Source organism: Escherichia sp. MOD1-EC6300 (genome assembly GCF_002965045.1).
GTDB classification, from domain to species: domain Bacteria; phylum Pseudomonadota; class Gammaproteobacteria; order Enterobacterales; family Enterobacteriaceae; genus Escherichia; species Escherichia coli_F.
Window position 1 is genome coordinate 66,360 of the sequence record NZ_PTRH01000013.1, and the last position, 25,607, is coordinate 91,966.

28 protein-coding genes are annotated in these 25,607 nt (G+C 50.6%); 6 read left to right on the forward strand and 22 right to left on the reverse strand.

Annotated features, from left to right (window positions below; translation table 11 throughout):
- Nucleotides 1–32: 32 nt before the first annotated feature.
- Genes citG through citC form a run of 6 tightly spaced genes read right to left on the reverse strand, consistent with a single transcriptional unit; the run spans nt 33 to nt 5,258 of the window.
- Nucleotides 33–911, reverse strand: coding sequence for a triphosphoribosyl-dephospho-CoA synthase CitG (citG, locus tag BGE37_RS18525; protein WP_105277471.1), 879 nt, complete (start codon nt 909–911; stop codon nt 33–35).
- Nucleotides 886–1,437, reverse strand: a complete 552-nt coding sequence (gene citX, locus BGE37_RS18530) for a citrate lyase holo-[acyl-carrier protein] synthase (protein ID WP_000550421.1) — start codon at nt 1,435–1,437, stop codon at nt 886–888. Before citX ends, citG begins: the two co-directional genes overlap by 26 nt.
- A 3-nt stretch (nt 1,438–1,440) precedes the next feature.
- Nucleotides 1,441–2,973 carry a citrate lyase subunit alpha gene (citF, locus tag BGE37_RS18535; RefSeq protein WP_000192245.1) on the reverse strand — a complete coding sequence of 511 codons (1,533 nt, stop codon included), beginning with the start codon at nt 2,971–2,973 and terminating at the stop codon, nt 1,441–1,443.
- A 10-nt stretch (nt 2,974–2,983) separates the two neighbouring features.
- Nucleotides 2,984–3,892, reverse strand: a complete 909-nt coding sequence (gene citE / locus BGE37_RS18540; protein ID WP_000622357.1) for a citrate (pro-3S)-lyase subunit beta — start codon at nt 3,890–3,892, stop codon at nt 2,984–2,986.
- Nucleotides 3,889–4,185: a citrate lyase acyl carrier protein gene (gene citD, locus BGE37_RS18545; RefSeq protein ID WP_000700703.1), complete on the reverse strand. Its 297-nt coding sequence runs from the start codon at nt 4,183–4,185 to the stop codon at nt 3,889–3,891. Before citD ends, citE begins: the two co-directional genes overlap by 4 nt.
- A gap of 14 nt (nt 4,186–4,199) precedes the next feature.
- Complete coding sequence (citC, locus tag BGE37_RS18550; RefSeq protein WP_105288310.1) at nt 4,200–5,258, reverse strand: [citrate (pro-3S)-lyase] ligase; 1,059 nt, start codon at nt 5,256–5,258, stop codon at nt 4,200–4,202.
- Between the two features lie 379 nt (nt 5,259–5,637).
- Here citC and dpiB point away from each other — a divergent pair, with 379 nt between their 5' ends.
- On the forward strand, nt 5,638–7,296 hold the full coding sequence (gene dpiB / locus BGE37_RS18555; RefSeq protein ID WP_105288311.1) for a sensor histidine kinase DpiB: 1,659 nt from the start codon (nt 5,638–5,640) through the stop codon (nt 7,294–7,296).
- Entirely contained in the window at nt 7,265–7,945 is a 681-nt protein-coding gene (gene dpiA, locus BGE37_RS18560) for a two-component response regulator DpiA (protein WP_072616967.1), read from the forward strand. The genes dpiB and dpiA overlap by 32 nt, the downstream gene beginning before the upstream one ends.
- Nucleotides 7,946–7,985: 40 nt before the next feature.
- On the opposite strand, the gene dcuC is transcribed toward dpiA, so the two are convergent.
- Nucleotides 7,986–9,371 (reverse strand): anaerobic C4-dicarboxylate transporter DcuC, encoded by a 1,386-nt coding sequence (gene dcuC / locus BGE37_RS18565; protein ID WP_000955057.1) that lies wholly within the window; start codon nt 9,369–9,371, stop codon nt 7,986–7,988.
- 588 nt (nt 9,372–9,959) lie between these two features.
- Here dcuC and pagP point away from each other — a divergent pair.
- Nucleotides 9,960–10,520, forward strand: coding sequence for a lipid IV(A) palmitoyltransferase PagP (gene pagP / locus BGE37_RS18575; RefSeq protein WP_032183607.1), 561 nt, complete (start codon nt 9,960–9,962; stop codon nt 10,518–10,520).
- A gap of 174 nt (nt 10,521–10,694) precedes the next feature.
- Nucleotides 10,695–10,904, forward strand: a complete 210-nt coding sequence (gene cspE / locus BGE37_RS18580) for a transcription antiterminator/RNA stability regulator CspE (RefSeq protein WP_000034825.1) — start codon at nt 10,695–10,697, stop codon at nt 10,902–10,904.
- Between the two features lie 53 nt (nt 10,905–10,957).
- On the opposite strand, the gene crcB is transcribed toward cspE, so the two are convergent.
- Nucleotides 10,958–11,341: a fluoride efflux transporter CrcB gene (crcB, locus tag BGE37_RS18585; protein WP_032183608.1), complete on the reverse strand. Its 384-nt coding sequence runs from the start codon at nt 11,339–11,341 to the stop codon at nt 10,958–10,960.
- A 95-nt stretch (nt 11,342–11,436) separates the two neighbouring features.
- Between crcB and BGE37_RS18590 the strand changes: the two genes are divergently transcribed.
- Both BGE37_RS18590 and tatE read left to right on the forward strand, forming a co-directional pair.
- Nucleotides 11,437–12,225, forward strand: coding sequence for a deaminated glutathione amidase (locus tag BGE37_RS18590; RefSeq protein WP_001305561.1), 789 nt, complete (start codon nt 11,437–11,439; stop codon nt 12,223–12,225).
- Between the two features lie 128 nt (nt 12,226–12,353).
- A complete protein-coding gene (tatE, locus tag BGE37_RS18595; RefSeq protein WP_000503931.1) occupies nt 12,354–12,557 on the forward strand; it encodes a twin-arginine translocase subunit TatE in 204 nt (67 codons plus the stop codon).
- 100 nt (nt 12,558–12,657) lie between these two features.
- Here the strand turns inward: tatE and lipA are convergent, their stop codons facing one another.
- The 14 genes from lipA to lptE form a co-directional block, all read right to left on the reverse strand.
- Entirely contained in the window at nt 12,658–13,623 is a 966-nt protein-coding gene (lipA, locus tag BGE37_RS18600; protein ID WP_000042632.1) for a lipoyl synthase, read from the reverse strand.
- Between the two features lie 208 nt (nt 13,624–13,831).
- On the reverse strand, nt 13,832–14,785 hold the full coding sequence (locus BGE37_RS18610) for a YbeF family transcriptional regulator (RefSeq protein ID WP_105277475.1): 954 nt from the start codon (nt 14,783–14,785) through the stop codon (nt 13,832–13,834).
- Between the two features lie 259 nt (nt 14,786–15,044).
- Complete coding sequence (gene lipB / locus BGE37_RS18620) at nt 15,045–15,686, reverse strand: lipoyl(octanoyl) transferase LipB (protein ID WP_000284041.1); 642 nt, start codon at nt 15,684–15,686, stop codon at nt 15,045–15,047.
- Nucleotides 15,687–15,786: 100 nt separating this feature from the next.
- Nucleotides 15,787–16,050, reverse strand: coding sequence for a DUF493 family protein YbeD (gene ybeD / locus BGE37_RS18625; RefSeq protein ID WP_000850550.1), 264 nt, complete (start codon nt 16,048–16,050; stop codon nt 15,787–15,789).
- A 109-nt stretch (nt 16,051–16,159) separates the two neighbouring features.
- The gene (dacA, locus tag BGE37_RS18630; RefSeq protein ID WP_001092082.1) at nt 16,160–17,371 is read right to left on the reverse strand and encodes a D-alanyl-D-alanine carboxypeptidase DacA; all 1,212 of its coding nucleotides are present in this window, start codon (nt 17,369–17,371) and stop codon (nt 16,160–16,162) included.
- A gap of 139 nt (nt 17,372–17,510) precedes the next feature.
- Nucleotides 17,511–18,599, reverse strand: a complete 1,089-nt coding sequence (gene rlpA, locus BGE37_RS18635; RefSeq protein ID WP_105277476.1) for an endolytic peptidoglycan transglycosylase RlpA — start codon at nt 18,597–18,599, stop codon at nt 17,511–17,513.
- Nucleotides 18,600–18,609: 10 nt separating this feature from the next.
- Nucleotides 18,610–19,722, reverse strand: a complete 1,113-nt coding sequence (gene mrdB / locus BGE37_RS18640; protein ID WP_000131719.1) for a peptidoglycan glycosyltransferase MrdB — start codon at nt 19,720–19,722, stop codon at nt 18,610–18,612.
- 2 nt (nt 19,723–19,724) lie between these two features.
- Nucleotides 19,725–21,626, reverse strand: coding sequence for a peptidoglycan DD-transpeptidase MrdA (gene mrdA / locus BGE37_RS18645; protein WP_000776191.1), 1,902 nt, complete (start codon nt 21,624–21,626; stop codon nt 19,725–19,727).
- A gap of 30 nt (nt 21,627–21,656) precedes the next feature.
- Complete coding sequence (gene rlmH / locus BGE37_RS18650; protein WP_000776104.1) at nt 21,657–22,124, reverse strand: 23S rRNA (pseudouridine(1915)-N(3))-methyltransferase RlmH; 468 nt, start codon at nt 22,122–22,124, stop codon at nt 21,657–21,659.
- Between the two features lie 3 nt (nt 22,125–22,127).
- Entirely contained in the window at nt 22,128–22,445 is a 318-nt protein-coding gene (rsfS, locus tag BGE37_RS18655) for a ribosome silencing factor (RefSeq protein ID WP_001161664.1), read from the reverse strand.
- A 259-nt stretch (nt 22,446–22,704) separates the two neighbouring features.
- Nucleotides 22,705–23,316, reverse strand: a complete 612-nt coding sequence (locus BGE37_RS18660) for an adenosylcobalamin/alpha-ribazole phosphatase (protein WP_105288312.1) — start codon at nt 23,314–23,316, stop codon at nt 22,705–22,707.
- Between the two features lie 23 nt (nt 23,317–23,339).
- On the reverse strand, nt 23,340–23,981 hold the full coding sequence (gene nadD / locus BGE37_RS18665) for a nicotinate-nucleotide adenylyltransferase (protein WP_032183614.1): 642 nt from the start codon (nt 23,979–23,981) through the stop codon (nt 23,340–23,342).
- A gap of 1 nt (nt 23,982) precedes the next feature.
- Entirely contained in the window at nt 23,983–25,014 is a 1,032-nt protein-coding gene (gene holA / locus BGE37_RS18670) for a DNA polymerase III subunit delta (protein ID WP_000620504.1), read from the reverse strand.
- Nucleotides 25,014–25,595: an LPS assembly lipoprotein LptE gene (gene lptE, locus BGE37_RS18675; RefSeq protein WP_001269673.1), complete on the reverse strand. Its 582-nt coding sequence runs from the start codon at nt 25,593–25,595 to the stop codon at nt 25,014–25,016. The genes holA and lptE overlap by 1 nt, the downstream gene beginning before the upstream one ends.
- Nucleotides 25,596–25,607: the final 12 nt, after the last annotated feature.

Below are 25,607 nucleotides of genomic sequence, written 5' to 3' on the forward strand. Positions count from 1 at the left end.
AATATTTCCAAATTTATCAAGTGCTTAAATAATTAAATCTGTGCTAAAAACCAGGTAAGGATCAGCAGGTCGGCACTGCCGCCTGGACTGAGATTTCGTTCGATACACTCCCTGTCGAACTGCCGGAGATAATCGAGATCGGCGGGGGTTCGGATGCCCCCTTTTTGCAATAATGTTTGCGCCTTGCGCTGTAGCCAGCGCAGGCCCCCCTCGCCACCGCGCGATGCAACGTTGGTATCGCCGTTGATCGCCATCAGTAGGAGTAAGGTATCGAGCAATGCCAGTTCAGGATCTAACCCCTGATCCAGCAGAGTGAGGTAATGCGGCAGGGCGTGGTTGATCACCAGTGGGTAACCTGCTTCGGCTTCACCGCGTGCGCCGGTAAGGCCTAGCTGCTGGTACAACCGTTGACCTGCCGTCAGTTGTGAATTATTGGTACGCAGTTCGCGATCGGTCAGGCCACGGCAGAAACTTGCCGTCGTCGCACAAATGGTTATTGGCGTTACCGACTGGTTGAGTTGAAGCAAACGGCCAATTGCCGCACACAGTAGCCCTAAAGAAAAAATGCTGCCTTTATGGGTGTTTACGCCCGCAGTGGCGCGGAACATATCACCTTCGCAAGCCATACCAATTGGGCGTAATCCGTGGAGTACCGCTTCTGGTGCCATTTCAGCACTACAGGCACCAAATTCAATGAAACGGGGTAACCAGCCCTGAATCGCCAGCGCGCTGCGGTGAAAATCTTCCAGCGCCATATCTTTGTGCGCACCGCAGTTAATCCGATCCACGAGGCCTGGTTTCGGTGACAGATTGACTTCAGTCAGCATGGCGCGCCAGCCCAGCAGGGCGTACTCATCGATTAATGACGTCGCAAGCTTTGTGGTTTTAGTTGACGTTGCAGGCATCGACATCGTTCAGCAGCGCCTCCATGCGGTTGAGTAAATCGGTCAGTTGATGGTTTTTTCCACGCGCGCAAACAGCTGCGCTTTGCTCGCACAACAGGCAGCGGCGAGGCGGCAGTGAATAGTCGCGGCGGGAGAGAATTTCGCCTTCGGGTGTCAGGACATCGATATCCCATAACCGCCCGAGAGGATGACTATGTTCAAGCTCAATGGTGGCGAGCTTGAGGTCGCGAGCCGGGGCGGCAATGCTCAACATGCCCTCCGGCCCGCTGGCGGAAACCAGTGCAGCCTGCTCCTGAATTTGCCAGCCCTGTTTTGCGGCTAAGGCACGCAAGGCTGTCACGCCATGATTAAAAATTCGGCGTGTGACCTCGCTGTCTTTAATCGGCCCAGGCGCAACCACGGTAAAGGAGACCAGTGGAACAGGATGGCGCTTGAGCCAGACGTGTTGCCGTGCTTGCCTTTCATCCCGGCTGACGAGCAGCTCGGGAATTGACACCGCATGGTGGCTGGCGAGTTCAGGAAGCAGGTGCATGGCTTATTCCTTCACCTGATGCACAACATCGATCACCGAGCCATCGCGGTAACGCACAACGGCAACGACGCGGTCGGTGAATTCAATCGGCTGTGGTTCACCGGTCAGCAGACGCGCACGTTCACGCAGCCACTCAATAGAAACCACTTTGATCCCCGCTTCCTGCAGACGTTCTGCCAGTTCCGGACGTGCCGGGTTAACTGCGATACCGTGGTCTGTGACCAGAATATCGACACTGGAGCCCGGGGTGATGCAGGTCAGCACGTTATCCACCAGAGTCGGAATACGACCGCGTACCAGCGGTGCGACGATGATGGAAAGTGCAGAGGCAATCGCGGTATCGCAGTGACCACCGGAAGCGCCACGCAGTACGCCGTCAGAGCCGGTCAGCACGTTAACGTTGAACTGGGTGTCAATTTCCAGCGCGCTCAGTACCACCACGTCGAGACGATCAACCGATGCACCTTTTGAACCCCAGTTAGCGTACTGGTTGGCGCTGATTTCGATGTGATTGGGGTTACGGGCCAGCGATTGTGCAGCGTGGCTGTCAAAGCTCTGCACATCCAGCAGTTTGCGGATCAGACCTTTTTCGTGCAGATCAACCATCGTTGCGGTAATACCACCGAGGGCGAAGTCAGCGCGAATATCGCGGCTACGCATTTTGTCTTCCAGGAAACGGGTTACCGCCAGCGATGCGCCGCCGGTGCCGGTCTGCATGGAGAAACCTTCTTTGAAGTAGCCAGAGTTAACAATCACATCCGCAGCGCTACGGGCAATAAGCAGTTCGCGCGGGTTAGTGGTCATACGGGTAGCACCAGCGCCGATTTTTGCAGCATCGCCAACGCGATCAACTTTGACGATCAGATCAACCTGATCTTGCTCAATGCTTGCCGGATTATGCGGATAAGGCAGCAGTTCTTCGGTAAGCATCACGACCTGTTTTGCGTTGTCGGCATCAACCATTGCATAGCCGAGGGAGCCGCAGCAGGCTTTACCGGTGTAGCCGTTGGCATTACCGAATTCATCACAGGACGGGACGCCAAGGAAAGCCACGTCGATATTCAGTTCGCCGCTCTGTACCAGATGCACACGTCCGCCGTGAGAGTGGATTTGCACCGGTTCCGCCAGCAGACCACGGGAGATTTCTTCCGCCAGTGGACCGCGCAGGCCAGAGGTATAAATGCGGGTAACCACGCCCTGGCGAATGTGTTCTACCAGCGGCGCATGGCAATCACTCAGGGAGCTGGAGGCCAGAGTCAGGTTTTTAAAGCCCATCTTCGCGATGACGTCCATCACCATATTGACGGTCAGGTCACCGCCACGGAAAGCGTGATGGAAGGAAACCGTCATGCCGTCCTGTAAACCAGAGCGACGAATCGCTTCTTCCAGGTTGGCGCACAGTTTGCGATCGCGCGCTTTTTCAGCCTGGTAGGTTTGCTTTGGCGAGTTCTGGAAAGCGGCAAGATCGCATTCAGCGCGACGATTCCAGGCCGCTACCCGTTCTTGTCGTTGAGATTGTTCAATTTTCTGCGTCATTTTGATTGCCTTATTCTTCGCGGATGCCGGAAAGTTCTGCACGGGAGAGCACCAGACGGGCGCGATCGATAACCGGACCGTCCACCATCTTGCCGTTCAGGGAAACCACGCCGAGGCCTTCGCGAGCGGCGGCTTCAGCGGCTTCTACGACGCGGCGGGCGTGATCCACTTCTTTCTGGGTCGGTGCGTAGAGGTTGTGCAGCAGATCAATCTGACGCGGGTTGATCAGCGATTTGCCGTCAAAGCCCAGCTGTTTGATGTGGGCGGCTTCTTGCAGGAATCCGGCTTCGTTGTTTGCGTCAGAATAGACGGTATCGAACGCCTGAATACCCGCAGATCGCGCGGCCTGCAAAATGGAGCAGCGAGCGAACAGCAGTTCAGTTCCTTCCGGGGAGCGTTCTGTACGCAGGTTGCGCACATAGTCTTCTGCACCGAGGGCGATACCGATCAAACGCTCGGAAGCGTGAGCAATTTCCACTGCGCGGGTAATGCCCAGCGGAGATTCAATCGCCGCCAGCAAGCCGGTACTGCCGGGTTCACGACCACAGGCTTTTTCGATACGCAGGATCTCTTTTTCGATATCCAGAACATCCTGAGCGGTATCGGTTTTCGGCAGACGCACAACGTCCGCACCACCGCGAACGACGGCTTCCAGGTCGTTGACACCCCATTCGGAATCCAGCGCGTTTACACGCACAATGGTTTCAATATCGCGATACAGCGGATGTTGCAGCGCGTGGTAAACCATGCGGCGGGCGGTGTCTTTTTCACGCAATGCTACGGAGTCTTCGAGGTCAAACATCAGGGCATCAGCCGGGTAGATGAATGAGTTGCTGACCATCGCGGCATTGGCACCAGGCACAAACAACATGCTGCGGCGGGTGCGAGTTTTACGTTGTTGCAGCGAAGCGGAAATCATTGGCAATCCTCCCATGGCAGAGCCGGGATACCGCTGGCGCGTGCCAGCAGGGCTTCCAGTCGTGCACGTAAAATGCAGTCCAGTGCGCCTTTGTCATCGACATTCAGCTGTACGCCGCGCACGTTGTAGCGGGCGAGAACGTCCAGAATGGTGGTGCGAATGGCATCACCAAACTGTTTTTCAACGCTGCTGTTGATTTGCAGGTCGATATCCTGCGTATCGAGTGGGGCGATGCGTATCATCACATCCCCAGACTCAAGGGTGCCTGCAACGGCGGGCTGGTTTATTTTCATTTTTCACCTGTTTCTCATGCGGGGGTCTTTTGACGAGCTGCCGCGTCCTGGCGGGAGTGCTCAAGCAGGTTCTGCAAATAATGCAGCGTGACTGCAGGGACCAGCGGCGCGATAGCCGTGAGATCGTTTTTCGCCAGCAGTTGACGTACCCGGGAAGCGGATATCGGCATCTCCTGGTAACGCAGCCGCTCAATTTCAACCAGTTCGATGGGCGGTGCGGAGATAGTCGGCGTTTCCAGCCAGTAGCGCATATCCTGGTTGTACTGGGCGGTAACGCGACAAAAGGGTTCAGTACCGACAAAGCGGTGAGTTACACCCAGCGCGGGAGCGAGGTACTGACGGAAAATCTTCAGATCAATTTCGGTGTAACAATGGTTAATGACGCTCTGTTCTTTAATGAAGTAGCAAGGGAACGTAGCGCGGGAGATGATGTATTCGGAGCCGCGATGCACAGTCAGGCGTGGAATATCGGCGGTGCCTTTTAACACCAGATCCAGCCGGTCTTCATAGGGAAAGCGTGAAGAATCTTCTTTAACTAAAAACAGGTGCAACCAGTCGCACTGTGCTGCAGCCTGTTGAATCAGATAACGGTGACCATTCGTAAAGGGATTGGCGTTCATCACAATGCAGCCAATCTTGTTCCCTGGATGACGAAATTTTTTCAGCGATTCGGCATAGCGTTTCAGTCGCGTGGCGCTGTTTTCCATCAGCACCATCACGCCGGGTACACTGGTCAGCGTGGAAAAACCGCACTGGCGGAACAGCGCCTCGTATTCGGTTTTGGTATAAATAAACAGATGCGTGCTGTGCCGCTCATAGGCGAGGTTTATCAATTCAGTGGCTAATGTCAGCGCCAGTCCTTCACCGCGAACGGATTCACTGATAGCAACGCATTTAATAATATTTCCGGCAATTCCACCGCACGCGATAAGCTTTTCATCGCGGGCTACGGTAATAAATACTTCGACTGTGGTGTCAACGCTCAAATCATTTTCATGCAGGAATTGGGCGATTTCCGCCATTTTTTTATTTTCTGAACGTTTTACACGGGTGAAAATATCATTGCCGAACATAATAAATAGTATCCTGAAGGTGCATGTTGTTATCGATTTGCAACGAATGTTGTTCGATGTTGCAAATTGATAACCTTTTATTTTCACTTGGGAGAAAGGGGGGCGATCGAGGTATATCTTTTTCTCCTTTCGCTATACATCCTAAGGAGTATTGCAGCGTGAAATTTTGATTTATTTCACATAGAGTTAGTGGTTTTTTATTTATTTAATGGTTTTAAGTTTTTTAATTAATGTAATTACGAAATGACCCGCAGGTTTAAGTGATTTAATTGATTTAATGAATAAAATTTGCCACGATTATATTTAATATCTATGTATTTTGATTCAACATTTTAATTACATCCGTCAAAGAGGCTCGGGACAACCCGCAAGGAAAACAATGTTGCAGCTTAACGAGAATAAACAGTTTGCATTTTTCCAAAGACTGGCATTTCCGCTGCGTATCTTTTTGCTGATTCTGGTGTTCTCAATATTTGTCATTGCAGCCCTGGCGCAATATTTTACGGCCAGTTTTGAGGACTATTTAACGCTTCATGTGCGCGACATGGCAATGAATCAGGCAAAAATTATTGCTTCTAATGACAGTATCATCAGCGCAGTGAAAACGCGTGACTACAAGAGGTTGGCGACCATCGCTGACAAATTACAAAGAGATACTGATTTCGATTATGTCGTGATTGGCGATCGGCACTCGATTCGTCTTTACCATCCTAATCCGGAGAAAATTGGTTATCCTATGCAGTTCACCAAACCGGGCGCGCTGGAGAAAGGGGAGAGCTACTTTATCACCGGGAAAGGGTCAATTGGCATGGCGATGCGTGCCAAAACGCCAATCTTTGATGACGATGGAAAAGTCATCGGCGTGGTGTCGATTGGCTACCTGGTGAGTAAAATCGATAGCTGGCGGGCTGAGTTTTTATTACCGATGGCTGGCGTGTTTGTCGTGCTGTTAGGGATTCTGATGTTGCTGTCGTGGTTCCTGGCCGCGCATATCCGTCGGCAAATGATGGGCATGGAGCCAAAGCAAATCGCACGCGTGGTCCGTCAGCAAGAGGCGCTGTTTAGTTCGGTTTATGAAGGGCTGATTGCGGTGGATCCGCACGGTTACATTACCGCCATCAATCGTAACGCAAGAAAGATGCTGGGGCTAAGTTCCCCCGGACGGCAATGGTTGGGTAAACCCATTGCTGAAGTGGTCAGGCCCGCCGATTTCTTTACCGAACAGATTGATGAAAAACGTCAGGATGTGGTGGCGAACTTTAACGGTCTGAGCGTTATTGCCAACCGGGAAGCTATTCGTTCTGGTGATGATTTGCTGGGGGCCATTATCAGCTTTCGTAGTAAAGACGAAATATCCACCCTCAATGCACAACTGACGCAAATTAAACAATACGTCGAGAGCCTGCGCACATTGCGACACGAGCATCTCAATTGGATGTCGACGCTCAATGGTCTGTTGCAGATGAAAGAGTATGATCGCGTGTTGGCGATGGTGCAGGGGGAGTCTCAGGCCCAGCAACAGCTTATTGATAGCCTGCGCGAGGCGTTTGCCGATCGCCAGGTGGCGGGGCTGCTTTTTGGTAAAGTGCAGCGCGCCCGCGAACTGGGGCTAAAAATGGTCATCGTCCCCGGAAGTCAGCTTTCGCAACTGCCGCCAGGACTGGACAGCACCGAGTTTGCAGCCATTATTGGCAATTTACTTGATAACGCCTTCGAAGCCAGCCTGCGTAGCGATGAAGGAAACAAGATCGTTGAATTATTCCTCAGCGATGAAGGCGATGATGTGGTGATTGAAGTCGCCGATCAGGGCTGCGGCGTTCCAGAGTCTCTACGAGACAAAATATTTGAGCAGGGTGTCAGTACGCGTGCTGACGAGCCCGGCGAACATGGCATTGGGTTGTACTTGATTGCCAGCTACGTAACGCGCTGCGGTGGTGTTATCACTCTCGAAGATAATGATCCCTGCGGTACCTTATTTTCAATCTATATTCCGAAAGTGAAACCTAATGACAGCTCCATTAACCCTATTGATCGTTGAGGACGAAACGCCGCTGGCAGAGATGCATGCGGAATATATTCGTCACATTCCCGGATTCAGTCAGATATTACTGGCGGGAAACCTGGCGCAGGCCCGAATGATGATCGAGCGTTTTAAGCCGGGGCTAATCTTGCTCGATAACTATCTTCCTGACGGTAGAGGGATTAATTTACTGCATGAACTGGTGCAGGCGCATTATCCCGGCGACGTGGTGTTTACCACTGCAGCCAGTGATATGGAAACGGTGTCTGAAGCCGTACGTTGTGGTGTATTTGATTATCTCATTAAGCCAATTGCCTATGAACGGCTGGGGCAAACGCTAACCCGTTTCCGCCAGCGTAAACATATGCTGGAAAGTATTGATAGCGCCAGCCAGAAGCAAATCGATGAGATGTTTAATGCCTATGCTCGCGGTGAACCCAAAGACGAACTGCCGACCGGCATTGACCCCTTGACGCTAAACGCGGTGCGAAAACTGTTTAAAGAGCCTGGTGTGCAACATACGGCAGAAACGGTGGCGCAGGCACTGACTATCAGCCGCACCACTGCCAGACGTTATCTTGAATATTACGCCAGCCGCCATCTGATTATTGCTGAAATTGTTCACGGCAAAGTTGGCAGACCGCAACGCATATACCACAGTGGGTGACATGATAAAGCCGGAGGAAGCTTGCCTCCGGCATGACTATTTACTTGCCTGTTACCGCGGCTGCCGTTCCTGGCACCATCAGCTCTGTAGCAACGATAACAATCACCAGCCCAACAAGCACCGGCACCGAGGTGCGTTTTACGACTTCAAATGGTGAGATTTTCGCCATCCCGGCAACCGCAACGACTACGCCAGAAACGGGTGACAGGGTACGACCGAGGTTTGACGCCTGCAGCATTGGGATAGTCAAATACGCCGGGTTAATGCCGGAAGAGTGCGCCAGTTTCGGGATCATCTCAACAAACGCATAAAACGGCGCATTGCCTGAACCGGTCGTGACTGCTGCCAGCATTGTCAGGATCACCAATACCAGCATCAGGATGATACTCGCCGAACCAAACGAAGTGGCGATAGAAATCAGACTTTGAATAAAGCCGATGGTGCTAAGCCCCTGAGCGAATACCCCAGCGGCAACCAGCAGCATCACCACGTTAGCAAACGCATCTGCCATCCCGCGATAAGCCACTTCCAGGCCCGAGAACACTTTCTGAGTATTAAAGCTGCGAATGAACTCCAGAATGGAGGCAATCAGCATACAGATCACCAGAATTGTGATGATGTGTAATTGCGGACCCCATTTGCCGTCAAAAATCAGTACTCCGATGATCGGCGTGAACGGCAGAATGGCGTAAAACGCAGGGGCAGTGGTGGTGATTTCACTGACATCTAACATTTCATGAGAGATGTGCTCTTTTTTATCCAGATAACGTTGCCAGAAAAAGTGGGCAATCGCCATGCCGATAATCGCAGCAATCGAGATAGGCAGCGTCGTTTTGAAGGCGAAATCAATCAGCGACATTTCGGAAGCCTGCGCCGCCAGCACCACATCCCCTGAAGTCGGTGCAAGAATAATCGCCGCTGGAGAGGCACAAATTGCAGCTGCTGCGCCACGACTGATACCAACGTTTACCATCACCGGAAACAGGGTTGCCATCAGCAAAACACCCAGACCGGTTGCGGAAGAGACGGCCAGAGACATCAGACAGGCGACAAAATAGGCGGCAATCATCAGCAGGTAAGGGGAGTTAATATACTGCAATGGTTTTGACGCCAGCTTGACCACCATATCATTCGCGCCGATATGGGTCATGTAAGCGGCAAAGCCACACAGCATCATAATCATCATGCCGAGGTCGCCGCCGCGGCTCATTAGCAATATTTTAACGTATTCAACGATATCCGTGGCGCTGTAGCCTGTTGAAGCCTGGCTGGACGGTAACACTTTGTGCCCCATAATGGCACTAATAATCAGCAATAACAGGCCACCGACAAATAACACGCCGGTGGCGGAATACCCTTTAATGATGTAGCGAGCTACACCCACAATAACCACAACCCCAATAAGGAGTTCAATGAATGTCAGCATAATTTTTCCTGTCTCCAGGCCCCAAGGTAAATAATAAAAAATTCCTAAAGCTTAAGGAAAAAATATGCCCAATAAATTGGCGGTGAATGCTGATTAAAATCAAGAAAAACTGCCATTAAGACATTGAAGTTGCTGTTTTTATACATAGATAACAAAACGCATATTTAGCGGTTGGCAATTATCACATAATAATGTGTGTAAATTGATGGTGGATTGATGCAAATTTGTTAATTGCAATGGTGTTAGCTGCGGTTGTGTGCTCATAAAATAATCTACCATGAGCATGGGTTGACGATATATATTATATACTTCGTTAAGATGATTGTTGTATCTAGTTAAAAAATAAAATAATTTTTCCTTGATTGCATTTTGTCATCAAAAAAGACTTGGTTTTTCTTTTTTGACTATTCCCATCGCAGAAAACGACGCATCATCTTTAATCGATGCGCGGAAATATTTAACTTAAACAAGCGGAAATAAATAGAGCAGCTATTCAGATTATTCTTTATGTTGGGGCTATTAAGGTTATGTTAATTGTATCTTTGCTATGCTAATAGTAGATTTTTGATAAATGTTTTATGGTCACAAATGAACGTGAGTAAATATGTCTCTATATTTTCCTTTGTTTTTATTCAGTTAATCAGCGTTGGTAAAGTTTTAGCTAACGCAGATGAGTGGATGACAACGTTTGGAGAAAATATTACACAAACCTGGCAACAGCCTGAACATTATGATTTATATATTCCTGCCATCACCTGGCATGCTCGTTTCGCTTACGACAAAGAAAAAACCGATCGCTATAACGAGCGACCGTGGGGGGGCGGTTTTGGTCAGTCGCGTTGGGATGAAAAAGGAAACTGGCATGGCCTGTATGCCATGGCATTTAAGGACTCGTGGAACAAATGGGAACCGATTGCCGGATACGGATGGGAAAGTACCTGGCGACCGCTGGCGGATGACAATTTTCATTTAGGACTGGGATTCACCGCTGGCGTAACGGCACGCGATAACTGGAATTACATCCCTCTCCCGGTTCTACTGCCATTGGCCTCTGTGGGTTATGGTCCAGTGACTTTTCAGATGACCTACATTCCGGGTACCTATAACAATGGCAATGTGTACTTTGCCTGGATGCGCTTTCAGTTTTGAGACAAATGAAATTTTAGTAACTTCTTTAAAATCAATGACTAAAATAATTAACATCAAAAATAACGCGACTTTTATCACTTTTTAGTAAAGTTGCACTGGACAAAGCGTACCACAATTGGTGTACTGGTAACCGACACAGCATTTGTGTCTATTTTTCATGTAAAGGTAATTTTGATGTCTAAGATTAAAGGTAACGTTAAGTGGTTTAATGAGTCCAAAGGATTCGGTTTCATTACTCCGGAAGACGGCAGCAAAGACGTGTTCGTACACTTCTCTGCAATCCAGACTAATGGTTTTAAAACTCTTGCTGAAGGTCAGCGCGTAGAGTTCGAAATCACTAACGGTGCCAAAGGCCCTTCTGCTGCAAACGTAATCGCTCTGTAAGATACGTCAGCAAGAATTCAAAACCCGCTTAATCAGCGGGTTTTTTTTGGTCTTTAGTGTGCGGTTGAGGCCGAAAACAGCCAGAAAGCCAGTGCGGTCATGGCAAAAGACCCCAGAAGGTTGACGAAAACGTTCAGTAATGCCCAGCCAAAGCGGCCCTCTTGTAACAAAAACACCACTTCTGCCGAAAATGTTGAGAAGGTTGTTAGACCGCCACAAAATCCGGTGGTGATTAATACTTTCCACACTGGATCAATGTTCGTCATCCTGCTAAACCAGGCGAATCCCATTCCTATGATGAATGCCCCAATCAGGTTTGCAGCCAGCGTCCCCATCGGAATCGCCTGATGCAGCGGGTTAAATCGCATACTTAACAGCCATCTCGCCACGCTTCCCGTACCACCGCCAATAAAAACTGCTAAAAGAAGTTGTAACACTGCAAAATCCTGCTATTTGATTTGTATGAGTGATAAGTGTAACGCCGAATAATCGCCGTTGGCGAATTTTACGACTCTGACAGGAGGAGGTGGCAATGCTGGTTGCCGCAGGACAGTTTGCTGTTACATCTGTGTGGGAAAAGAACGCTGAGATTTGTGCCTCGTTGATGGCGCAGGCGGCGGAAAACGACGTTTCGCTGTTTGTCCTGCCGGAAGCATTGTTGGCGCGTGATGATCATGATGCAGATCTATCGGTTAAATCAGCACAGCTGCTGGAAGGCGAATTTCTCGGACGTTTACGGCGAGAAAGTAAACGTAACATGATGACGACAATTCTGACGATTCATGTTCCTTCAACGCCGGGGCGCGCATGGAATATGCTGGTGGCGCTACAGGCAGGAAACATCGTCGCCCGTTACGCCAAACTGCATCTCTATGATGCATTTGCCATTCAGGAATCACGCCATGTTGATGCTGGTAATGAAATAGCTCCGTTACTGGAGGTGGAAGGGATGAAGGTCGGTCTGATGACCTGTTATGACTTACGCTTTCCAGAGCTGGCGCTGGCACAGGCATTACAGGGAGCTGAAATCCTGGTACTTCCTGCCGCCTGGGTTCGCGGGCCGCTCAAAGAGCATCACTGGTCAACGTTGCTTGCCGCTCGTGCGCTGGATACCACCTGTTATATGGTGGCGGCGGGGGAGTGCGGGAACAAAAATATCGGGCAAAGCCGGATTATAGATCCCTTTGGCGTCACCATTGCGGCAGCGTCAGAAATGCCTGCACTCATTATGGCGGAAGTGACGCCCGAACGTGTGCGTCAGGTGCGCGCGCAACTGCCCGTCTTAAACAACCGTCGCTTTGCGCCGCCGCAATTATTATGATGTTTTTTTACTCGGCGCTTGATTCACCTTGTTACAGATTGCTATTGTGTGCGCGCGTCGAATGACCGTTAATATTCTCTGGTTTTTAAGGCGCGTTCTGTTGCCGGTTATATGTCAAGAAGGTATCTATGGGTGAGATTAGTATTACCAAACTGCTGGTAGTTGCGGCGCTGGTCGTTCTGCTGTTTGGGACTAAGAAGTTACGTACGCTGGGTGGAGACCTTGGAGCGGCCATTAAAGGGTTCAAGAAGGCGATGAATGATGACGATGCTGCGGCGAAAAAAGGCGCAGACGTTGATCTTCAGGCTGAAAAGCTCTCTCATAAAGAGTGACGTGGCGAGCAGGACGCTCCCTCAATATCTTGTTCGATACAAAAAACCCGCTTCAAACAGCGGGTTTTTTATCAGACAGATGTAAGTAATTATTACAGGATTACTTAACTTCCATCCCTTTCGCCTGCAAATCGGCGTGGTAAGACGAGCGGACAAACGGACCGCATGCAGCATGGGTAAAGCCCATCGCCAGCGCTTCGGCTTTCATTTCGTCGAACTCATCCGGGCTAACGTAACGTTGAACCGGCAGGTGATGGCGGCTTGGCTGCAAATATTGCCCCAGCGTTAGCATCGTCACACCATGACGGCGCAGGTCGCGCATTACCTCAATAATTTCTTCATTGGTTTCACCCAGACCCACCATCAGACCAGACTTGGTCGGGATTTCCGGATGCGCTTCTTTAAAGCGTTCCAGCAGCTTCAGCGACCAGTTGTAATCTGCACCAGGCCGTACCTGACGGTAAATACGCGGTACGTTTTCCAGGTTATGGTTGAACACATCTGGTGGTGTGGCGGTCAGAATATCCAGAGCACGATCCATACGACCGCGGAAATCCGGCACCAGAGTTTCAATTTTGATTTGCGGGCTTTTTTCCCGAATGGCAGTAATGCAATCCGCAAAGTGCTGGGCACCGCCATCGCGCAGGTCATCACGGTCAACGGAGGTGATAACCACATAACGCAGCGCCATATCGGCAATGGTCTGCGCCAGTTTCACTGGTTCATTGGCATCCGGAGCTACCGGGCGACCATGGGCAACGTCACAGAACGGACAACGGCGGGTACAAATAGCGCCGAGGATCATAAACGTTGCTGTGCCGTGGTTGAAGCATTCCGCCAGGTTAGGGCAGGAGGCTTCCTCGCAGACAGAATGCAGGCCATTTTTGCGCATTGCGGCTTTGATGCCCTGGATACGTGTAGAGTCCGCTGGAAGCTTGATTTTCATCCATTCCGGCTTGCGCAGCAGGGCTTCGCGCTCTGTTGCCACGTTTTTAACCGGGATAAGGGCCATCTTATCGGCATCGCGGTATTTAACACCGCGTTCCATCACAATGGGTTTACTCATAGCGTGCGTGTTCCAGTTGCGAATTACGAAGGAAAGCGTTTCAATTCAATAGATTGTTGTAATTATCAACTATTTTTGAATTAACGACTGGCAGTATATCATTGAAACGGACCTGAAAGCAGCCAAAGCGGTCGCGAAAATGTAAAATTGTTGTTGGATTGTGCCATTTTTTCGTTCTACGCTGTGATCTGGCTGTAACAATACTTTTTCAAAATGCATTACGGATAACATCTATTACCCCGTGCAGGATGGGATCACGCAGGCTGAATTTGTTGTAGTGGATAGAGAAATCTATTTGCTCCTCATTTAAGGACGGAAAAGGCAGTTTTTCCAGCGGCCAGCAACGGCTAAACAGGTTATAAAAACGGCTGGGAATAATCGCTAACATGTCACTGTTGGCAACCAGTGCAGCGATTGTCAAAATGTTGTAGCTGGTGAAACTGATTTGCCGGTCCGGAAACATCTTTTGAACTCTCTGCCGCAGACCGCTGAAATTTTGCCCTTCCGGTAACAGGAGTATATGCGCAGCGTTGCCAATAGTCTCTCTGTCATCTTCTAAAGAGAGTAGCGGATTTCCCTCGCGGCAAATTAACACCATATTGTCGGTGAACAGAACATGATGTTGCACCGTACGATTGGTGCAAAACATGTTATCGATGATGAGATCGGTTTGAAACTGACTGAGTTGGTTTTCCGCGTCGCTGATGGGGGGGTTGCGCAGTAAAAGCTGCGGATAGTGAGATTTAATCGCCCGATAGATGACAGGAAGGACCAGGGCTCCGACCGAGGGGGTGGTCGCAATAGTTATCGTTCGTTGCTTATCATAGCTTCCTTCGATATCCAGCGCGCCAAGAATGGACTCAAGGCCCTGACTGATATACTCATGCAAATGCATTGCAAATGCAGTAGGAGTGACGCCCTGGCCTTTGCGAATAAACAATGGGTCAGGGAATATAACGCGCAGTTTCTGAATAGACTGACTGATTGCCGAGGGTGTCAGATTAAGCACTTTCGCTGCATTAACGATCCCTTTATGCACATACACAGCTTCAAAAATAGTCAGAAGGTTAAGATCAATATTTCGTAAGGTTGTAAATATTTGTGGTTTACCTTCTGACGACTTTCTGCTTAAACAGGGTTCAATTTGATTATTACTATCCACGCACTTACTCCAATTTTATTCATGGAAAAATAATATTTAAAAAAATTACAATAATCTTATATCTAATTTGAATGGAACGCTTTTGCTCACCATAGTCAACTATTTCAATAAGTTAATCAATGGGGTGAGTTACGGAGCGAAGCATTGCATCGCATTTCTGCAAGTGATAAAGAAAATATACAAACGCGAAGGAGAAGTAAAGCATTAGCAGGTATTATGAGTAATGACCCAGTGTAAATTGGGCCATTGATGTATGTAATTAAGCGGTAATATATTCGAAGTCGGGATTGTTTAGTAGCACTAAAATATTTTCTAGCAAACGCGGTGCAATATTATTAGTTGTCGCTTCGGGTTTCCATTGTGATATTTTAGCCATTTCCATTCCGGCATACCCACAAGGATTAATACGTAAAAATGGCGAAAGATCCATATTGACGTTTAATGCCAGACCGTGGAATGAACAACCGCGCCGAATACGTAAACCAAGTGAGCAAATTTTCTTTTCCCCGACATAGACACCAGGCGCGTCAGCCCGAGGATGTGCTTCTATACCCAGTTCAGCCAGGGTATTCACCACTGTTTGCTCGAGCAAGGTCACCAGTTCACGCACACCGAGTTTACGGCGTTTCAGGTTAAGCAACACATACATCACCTGTTGCCCCGGCCCGTGATAAGTCACCTGCCCACCGCGATCGCTTTGGATCACCGGAATATCGCCCGGCATTAAAATGTGCTCCGCTTTTCCTGCCTGCCCTTGGGTGAATACCGGATAGTGCTCGACCAGCCAGATTTCATCAAGAGTACTTTCATCGCGGGTATCGGTGAATTCATGCATAGCCTGGGAGATTGGCTCGTAAGGCTGAAGACCGAGCTGGCGGACAAGAATTTTATCCTGATACAAAACGGCATCTCCGTGGAGAATGAGTAAAAGTGGGGGAAAAGTATATCACAGCGAGGAGAGGGGAGTTACCCGACCAGGGGCCGGGTAAAGAATACGCGAGTTACAGAACCATGCGGACAATATCGATTTTGCCCAGTTCTTCATACAGTGTTTCAACCTGCTCAATATGAGTGGCGTTGATAGTGATAGATACCGAGTGGTAGTTGCCTTTGCTGCTTGGTTTTACCGTTGGGGTGTAGTCACCTGGCGCATGGCGCTGTACCACTTCAACCACCTGATCAACCAGCTCAGGTAACGCCTGCCCCATAACTTTGTAAGTAAAAGGAGTAGGGAATTCAAGCAGTTCGTTAAGTTTGGTTTTCATGTCAGCTCCGGCGTAACGTAATTAAATAGCAACTCCCGCCAGAAGGCGGGAGTTTTTTACTGATGCTTAGTATATGGGGGCGGAAATCACACTTTCAAGTGTTCGATTTTTAACCAAACCAGTGATGGAACATTAACTTAATGTAATCAATGATTTTGCCGAAGAAGTTGCCTTCCGGGATTTCTTGCAGCACAACCAGCGGGCGTTGTTCGATCGTTTTGCCATCAAGCTGGAAGTTGATAGTACCGACGACCTGATTCTTTTGCAGCGGCGCATGCAATTCACTGCTGTTCAGCACATAGCTGGCTTTCAGATCTTTCATGCGGCCACGCGGAATGGTCAGGTACACGTCTTTATCAACACCTAACGAAGCGCGATCAGAATCACCAAACCAAACCGGTTCAGAGGCGAACTCTTTACCTACTTTCAGTGGGTTAACGGTTTCGAAGAAACGGAAGCCCCAGGTTAGCAGTTTTTTACTTTCGGCTTCACGGCCTTTAAAAGTACGTCCGCCCATCACCGCAGAGATCAAGCGCATCTGGCCTTCAGTCGCAGAAGCAACAAGGTTGTAACCTGCTTTGTCAGTGTGTCCGGTTTTGATGCCGTCGACATTCAGGCTGTTATCCCATAACAGGCCGTTACGGTTCAGCTGGCGAATACCGTTAAACGTAAATTCTTTTTCTTTATAGATCGAGTATTCATTCGGTACGTCACGGATCAACGCCTGGCCGATCAGCGCCATATCTCGCGCGGAGCTGTACTGACCGTCAGCGTCGAGACCGTGCACGGTCTGGAAGTGAGTGTTTTTCAGGCCCAGTGCGTTAACGTAGCTGTTCATCAAGCCAACAAAAGCGTCCTGGCTACCAGCGGCAAAATCGGCCATGGCGACGCAAGCATCGTTACCCGATTGCAGGTTAATACCGCGGATCAGCTGAGAAACCGGAACCTGCATGCCCGGTTTGAGGAACATCAGCGAAGAACCTTTAAATACCGGGTTACCGGTGGCCCATGCGTCGTTGCCGATGGTGACTAAATCAGTTTCTTTAAATTTACCGGCTTTCATTGCCTGGCCGATAACGTAACTGGTCATCATTTTGGTCAGACTGGCAGGATCGCGGCGGACATCTGCGTTCTGTTCGGCGAGCACTTTGCCCGAGTTATAGTCAATCAGGATGTAGGACTCCGCATCGATCTGCGGTACACCCGGGATCATAGTTTTGATATTCAGGTCATCGGCATGTGCAGCAGAGATAAAGGCTGTGCAAAGAGCCGTGGTGAGCGCCAGGCGCTTCATGATACGAGCGGAAAAAATGGTATTCATGGTCTGAACTACGACATCCGTGATGGAATTAAAAAAAGTGCCCTACTATAGCAAATGCACTACCGGCAGGCATCTGACTTTCCGCGTGACTTTGTTAACGTCATTTACAGAAATTGACACATCAGATGCCTGCTTTACGCTACTGCGCGGTGGTAATAAATGACTGTAATTGGGCTTCGGTTTGCAAACGTTGCTGCAAGGTACTGGCTTCGGCTTTGCTGGCGAATGGGCCAAGCTGGATCCGCCAGACCGCGCCATTTTGAGTTACGCGACCGGGGACGCCGAACTTCTGTCCCAGTTGCTGTTGGTACTGTTGCGCACGCGCCTGATCGCTTACGGCCCCGACTTGCACCATAAAGTTGCCGCTGGCGCTTTGTGAGGCGGCTTGCGGTGTCACCATTGCAGGCGAGGTTTCAGGCGTTGTCGAGGGGGCTGTAACAACGGGCTGTGGCGCAGGTGTTGGTTCGCTGCCTTCCAGCACACCAGGCGCTAACGTCGTTGGTGCACCGAGGAAACCGCTGCTGGTTACCGGCGCGCCGGTCGGATCTTCGCTTTTTAGCGTCGAATTACTGACCGGAAGAATGTCACCCTGCGGGCCTGACACTGAACTTGTTCCCGCGCCACCGCTTAAATCGGGAGGTGCAGGCAGGGCGTAAGTCTGTTTGGCAACTGTGGTACAGGCCATACCAGGACCAGAAAGCGAACCATCCTGGGCGACAATAATCGGATCGATACGAACTTTGGTGTTGTTTGACGTGTTAAGACGGTCAGCTGCCGCGCGAGAAAGCGAAATAACGCGGTCGTTGCCGTAAGGACCGCGATCATTAATGCGCACCACGATCATTCGTCCGTTAGCCAGGTTAGTGATTCTGGCGTAGCTGGGGATCGGAAGCGTTGGATGGGCCGCTGTCAGCTGTGTCGGATCGAATGCTTCGCCAGAGGCCGTCAGGTTACTGCCTGGTTCGGCGTCATAGATTGCGGCCAGTCCCGCCTGGCTAAATCGAGATGGATCCTGCACGATTTTGTAGCTTTTACCATCGCGCTGGTAATCCTGATTTGCCGTCGCGTTCAGTGGTTCGAAACGCGGGTCCGCCCCGCTAATTTCAACTATGGGGCCGTTACATACCGCAGGCTGCGGTACACTTACCGTCTGTTGCTGACCATCATCGCTTGTACATGCCGCGAGCATTCCTGCCGCGATGCAGATCCCGAGCCACTGCTTACGCATTGCGCACCTCTTACACGCTTTTCGACAACATTTTCCTGTGGGTGTGGATTGACATTACAATCCCGAACCCAGCCATCAGCACAATTAGCGCCGATCCTCCATAACTGACCAGTGGGAGCGGAACCCCTACAACCGGCAGAATACCGCTTACCATACCAATATTTACGAAGACATAAACGAATAATATCAGCATTAAGCCGCCAGCCATGACGCGACCAAAGGTGGTTTGCGCTCTGGCGGCTATCCACAGCCCGCGCATGATCAGCAGAATGTAGAGAGCGAGCAGAATCAAAATGCCCACTAATCCCAGCTCTTCCGCCAGTACCGCGAAAATAAAGTCAGTATGGCGTTCGGGGAGAAATTCAAGCTGTGACTGAGTACCGTGCAGCCAGCCTTTGCCGCGTAATCCGCCGGAGCCAATAGCAATTTTAGACTGAATAATATGATAGCCCGCGCCGAGTGGGTCTGATTCCGGGTCCAGGAGCATCATTACGCGCTGGCGCTGGTAATCATGCATCAGGAAGAACCACAGAATAGGAATGAACGCCGCCACCAGCACTACTGCGACGCCAATCAGACGCCAGCTAAGGCCAGAGAGGAACAGTACAAACAGACCGGAAAGCGCAACGAGGATTGATGTCCCCAGGTCAGGCTGCGCAGCCACCAGCAGCGTGGGCATAAATATCAGCACCAGCGCGATGCCTGTGTTCTTCAACGACGGCGGGCAAACGTCGCGGTTGATAAAGCGCGCTACCATCAGTGGTACGGCTATTTTGGCAATTTCCGACGGCTGAAAACGAACGATACCGAGGTCCAGCCAGCGTTGAGCGCCTTTAGAGATGGCACCAAAAGCATCTACCGCCACCAGCAAAATAATACAGATGATGTAGAGATAGGGAGCCCAGCCTTCATAAACGCGTGGAGGAATTTGCGCCATCACCACCATGATGACCAGGCCCATCGCGATTTGGCCTATTTTACGCTCCATCATGCCAATATCCTGACCGCTGGCGCTCCAGATAACCAGGGCGCTGTAAACCAGCAATGCCAGTAAGATCAGCAGCATTGTGGGATCGAGATGGACTTTATCCCAGAATGTTTTTTTATTCGGATTATCCGTCATGATTAATGGTCCTCCGCTGCGGCAACCGCTGGATTTTCCGCAGGCAGATCGGTGTTGTTATCACCCAACATAATGTGGTCGAGGATCTGGCGCATCAGCGTACCAACCGCCGGACCCGCACCGCCGTTCTCCAGAATCATGGCGACAGCGACTTGCGGATTGTTGTATGGCGCAAAGGCGGTCATCAGTTTGTGGTCACGTAAACGCTCGGCAATTTTGTGCGCATTATAGGTTTCGTTCGCTTTCAGGCCGAAGACCTGAGCCGTACCGGATTTTGCTGCAATTTTGTACGGTGCGCTGGCAAAGTATTTATGCGCCGTACCGTTAGGGCGGTTAGCAACACCGTACATACCGTCTTTTGCCAGCTCCCAGTAACCGGAATGAATATCGCCGACGGGCGGTTCATGCGGTTGTACCCATGGCACCTGTTTGCCGTCTTCAGCGGTGCTCATCAGCAAATGTGGAACTTTCACGATACCGTCATTAATCAGGATCATCAGTGCCTTACTCATCTGGATTGGGGTCGCTGTCCAGTAACCCTGACCGATACCAACCGGAATGGTGTCACCCTGATACCACGGTTTTTTAAAGCGTTTCTGTTTCCATTCGCGTGTAGGCATGTTGCCGGAACGTTCTTCCGCCAGGTCGATACCGGTGTAATGACCATAACCGAATTTACCCATCCATTCGGAGAGGCGATCGATCCCCATATCGTAGGCCACCTGATAGAAGAAGGTATCCGCAGATTCTTCCAGCGATCTTGTGACATTCAGACGCCCGTGGCCCCATTTTTTCCAGTCACGATAACGTTTTTCCGAACCTGGCAGTTGCCACCAGCCTGGGTCAAACAGCGTCGTATTGCGCGTGATCACTCCGGCGCTCAATGCCGAAACCGCCACATAGGGTTTAACTGTAGACGCGGGAGGATAAACCCCCTGTGTGGCGCGGTTCACCAGCGGTGTATTTGGGTCGTTCAGCAAGGCGGAATAATCTTTGCTGGAGATACCGTCAACAAACAGGTTTGGGTCATAACTAGGCGTGGAAACCAGCGCCAGCACCCCACCTGTACGCGGATCGGTGACTACCACCGCTGCGCGGCTACCCGCCAGCAGCGTTTCAATATATTGCTGGAGTTTGAGATCCAGCGTCAGGTAAATATCGTGTCCGGCTTGCGGTGGCACTTCTTTTAACTGGCGGATAACACGCCCACGGTTGTTAACTTCAACCTCTTCATAACCGGTCTGACCGTGCAGCACGTCTTCATAGTAACGCTCAATGCCCAGCTTACCGATATCATGCGTTGCCGCATAGTTGGCCAGTTTGCCGTCATTATTCAGGCGTTCGACGTCTTTATCGTTGATTTTCGACACATAGCCGATGACGTGGGTCAACGCCGAACCGTAAGGATAGTAACGACGCTTATAGCCTTTAACTTCGACACCCGGAAAACGGTACTGGTTAACGGCAAAGCGCGCCACTTGTACTTCGGTCAGGTTAGTTTTCACCGGGATAGAGGTGAAACGGTGTGAACGTGCGCGCTCTTTTCGGAATGCAGCAATATCGTCATCGGTCAGATCAACCACGCTGCGCAAAGCGTCCAGCGTTTGCTGCACGTTATCGACTTTCTCCGGCATCATCTCTATCTGGTAGATAGTGCGGTTAAGTGCCAGAGGGATACCGTTACGGTCGTAGATAATGCCGCGGCTGGGCGCGATAGGCACCAGCTTAATGCGGTTTTCATTAGATCGGGTCTGGTAATCGGTAAAGCGAACAATTTGCAGATTATACAGATTGGCGATAAGCACGCCGGTCAGCAGCAAAATCCCCAAAAAGGCGACCAGCGCCCGGCGCACAAACAGCGCGGACTCTGCCGTATAGTCGCGAAAAGAGTTCTGTAGTTTCATCCGCTGCGTTTTCTACTCAAAGCTCCCTTATCACTCACGGTGATAAGGATGGTTGGTGGTGATGCTCCACGCCCGGTACAGACTCTCTGCGACCAGCACGCGAACCAGCGGATGGGGAAGGGTAAGCGCCGACAGCGACCAGCTTTGTTCCGCCGCCGCTTTGCAGGCAGGCGACAACCCTTCAGGCCCGCCAATCAGCAGACTGACGTCGCGACCATCCAGTTTCCAGCGTTCCAGCTCAGCGGCTAACTGCGGCGTATCCCAGGGCTTGCCTGGAATATCGAGGGTAACAATGCGGTTTTTGCCTGCGGCTGCCAGCATCTGCTCACCCTCTTTGTCGAGTATGCGCTTGATGTCCGCATTCTTGCCGCGTTTTCCGGCCGGAATTTCAATCAGCTCGAAGGGCATATCTTTCGGAAAACGACGCAGGTACTCGGTAAAACCGGTTTGTACCCAGTCCGGCATTTTCGTTCCCACGGCGACAAGTTGCAGCTTCACGCATTAACTCCAGAGTTTTTCCAGTTCATACAGGCGACGGCTCTCTTCCTGCATGACATGGACAATCACATCGCCCAAATCCACGACAATCCAGTCGGCGCTGTTTTCACCTTCTACGCCGAGCGGTAACAGGCCCGCTGCGCGAGACTCCTGCACAACGTGGTCAGCAATGGACATAACATGACGGCTGGACGTACCCGTACAGATGATCATGCAGTCGGTGATGCTGGATTTGCCCTGAACGTCTAAGGCGATGATGTCCTGACCTTTGAGGTCATCAATTTTGTCGATAACAAAATCCTGGAGTGCTTTACCCTGCAAGTTTTCCCCCTGGGTGAATCAAATAGATAAAAATGGTCTGTCAGTATACCTGAACCAGAGGCGATTTCGGGACAATTGTCGCCGAATCGGCTTTCGAAAGTGGGCTATCATCCCACCCCGCGCCGCAGATTGCATCGCCATTTTTGTAAAACAATTTCTACAAAGTCGTGTCTGGCGGAAAAAGTCTGGCTGCGGAGAATATCAGCCTGCCCGGGGCTGTCAATGGTCGTTGCGGCTTACCCGTAAAAAAACAGCAAAGTCATGCATTCTCGACCCCGATGGCACGGCTATTGAGGACGCGTAGCGTCGCGAATTTTTGGTTGATATCAATGGCGCTCCAACACCCCTGGTCAACGCGGAAATGCCACATAGACTCGGCAGGCATGCCAATTAAACGAGCAATTAACAGACTCAGTACGCCCTGATGGCTGACGACTAAAATATTCTGATAGTGCTGATATTGACTAAGCCTTGTGATAAAGCGTTCCACACGTTGCGAAAATGCCTGAAATCCTTCACCGTTCGTGGGGATAGAATGATGCCAGTCATTGCACCACGCGCTATAGTTTTCGGCATCTTCTTGCATGAGGTCGCGATGATGTCGCATCTCCCAGTCGCCAAAAAACATTTCGTTGAGTTCAGGGATGATTTGCACGGGGAGCAGGCGATCACTGAGAACCAGTCGCGCGGTATGCTGTGCCCGTTCCAGTTTACTGCATAAAACCAGATCAAAGGAAACACCATGTAGCAGCGTATGCAGATTTTGCGCTTGCTCAATACCGCGCGCAGTCAGGGGTGTGGGAGCATGACCGCTGTACAGACCATCGACATTCGCTTGCGTTTCGCCATGACGAATTAACCACAGTCGCATCATGCCCTCCGTAACGACAGGTATCAGCGATACAAGCCTTGTTGGTTTATGTAAGTCAGTACCGGTTCCGGCAATAAATCCTCACACGATTCACCGTTTTGCAACCGTTCGCGGATGATGGTCGCCGAGATGTTAAACCATGGCGTTTCAGCCAGATAAATTTTACCGGCAGGCTGAAGATGGAGATCTTCCGGGTTATGTGTCAAATGATCTTCCAGCCATTGCTGGTATTGCGGTTGCGCCATTTCTAGTGGGTAACCGGGACGCCGACAGACGATCAAATGTGCATTGTCGAGTATCGTTTCGTATTCGTACCAGGTTGGAAAGGTGAGCAGTGAATCCTGGCCAATAATAAATGCCAGCGGCACATCTGGCCCTTGTTCCTGCCGCCATTCTTTCAGTGTTTGTGCAGTGTAAGAGGGAGCATTGCGCTTTAGCTCGCGTTCATCAAGGGTAAACAGTGGCTTGTCGGCAATCGCCAGTTCAAGCATGTGTTTACGCTGCACACTGGTTGCTTCCGGCTGGGGACGATGCGGAGGAACATTATTAGGGATGATGGTGACTCGCGTCAGACCAATCAAGTTCGCCAGCGTTTCCACGGGCTTAAGATGACCATAGTGCACCGGATCAAAGGTGCCACCAAACAGAGCCTGTAAAGATTTCATATCAACCGTCGATAAATACGTCCGCCAGCGGTTTATGGCACAACAGAAGAGATAACCCTTCCAGCTCTGCCCACACTGACTGACCGTAATCTTGTTTGAGGGTGAGTTCCGTTCGTGTCAGGAGTTGCACGGCCTGACGTAACTGCGGCTGGCTTAAGCGATTTAACGCCTCACTCATCATGCCCCGGCGGTTCTGCCATACCCGATGCTTATCAAACAACGCACGCAGTGGCGTATGGGCAGACTGGCGTTTCAGGTTAACCAGTAACAACAGTTCACGTTGTAATGTGCGCAACAAAATAACCGGTTCGCTGCCTTCCAGACGCAGTTGCTGAAGAATATGCAACGCGCGCTTACTTTTTCCCATCAACAAAGCATCAACCCAATGAAAAGGGGTGAAATGCGCGGCATCATTCACCGCCTGTTCAACGCGAGGTAATGTCAGTTTGCCGTCTGGCCAGAGTAGCGATAAACGCTCCAGTGCCTGGGCCAGCGCCAGCAGGTTACCTTCATAACAGTAGCAGAGCACCTGATTTGCGGCGTCATCCAGTTCTAAGTTGAGCTGTTTTGCACGCGCAGCAACCCAGCGAGGAAGCTGAGCCTGCTCCGGTGTTTGACAGGTCACCTGCACGCTTCGATTTGCAAGAGCAGTAAACCAGGCGGCATTTTCTTGCGCTTTGCTTAATTTATTACCGCGGACGATCAACAGCAGGTCGTCATGCAGAAGTCCAGTGAGTGTGAGAAGTTGTTCATTGATCGCCGCATTCGGTCCGTTTTCTGGTAACAACAGCAATAGCGTTTGTCGACTGGCAAACAGACTCATGGCCTGGCATAACGAAAAGACCGCATTCCAGTCAGTGTTGGGATCAATGGAAAAAGTGTGGTGTTCTTCGAATCCTTGTGCCGCAGCGACCTGACGAATAGCGTCCTGGCTTTCCTGCAATAACAGAGGATCGTTACCAAGTAAAAGATACGCCGCGCGCAGCCCTTCATTGAGCTGCGCGCGAAGTTGTTCCGGGTACAACCGAATCATCAGTTACCCAGCGTGGTAGAGACGCGTGCAGGCGTTGCCGGAGTATCCGTTGTGGTCGACGTCTGTTCTTCGTCGGAACGAATATCCGCAGCACGGATGCTTGGCAGCTTACGAATCAGCTGTTCGGCAGCACGGTCGTACATCTCTTTTACGATCATGTCTTGTTCGTTATCTTTCGCTAACGCCATTTGCGGGTTATCGAAGAACGAACGGAAGACTTTGGCGCTAATCGGGTAGATGTCACGGCCGGGGATCAACACGGTCGCATTAACCGTCATGATCATCTGATACTCTGCTGTTTGACCGTTACGGAATACCGATGCGGTATCTTTCGCGATGCTCACTTTACCCAAACGCAGGGATGGAACGTCCTTACGGGTGGTTTCTTTATCAAGCAACTCGACACCGTTCAGACGTAACTGGTTACGCACCGCACGACTTAACGGCCCGTTCGGGTCGCCAGAGTCCAGGATCATGACCTTCATAGTGGAAGGAACCTGCGTAGTATCACGCAGATGCCAGCCACACCCGGCGGTGATTAACACCGCCAGAGATAACAACAATGTTGCCAGATATCGCACGCTTCCTCCCGC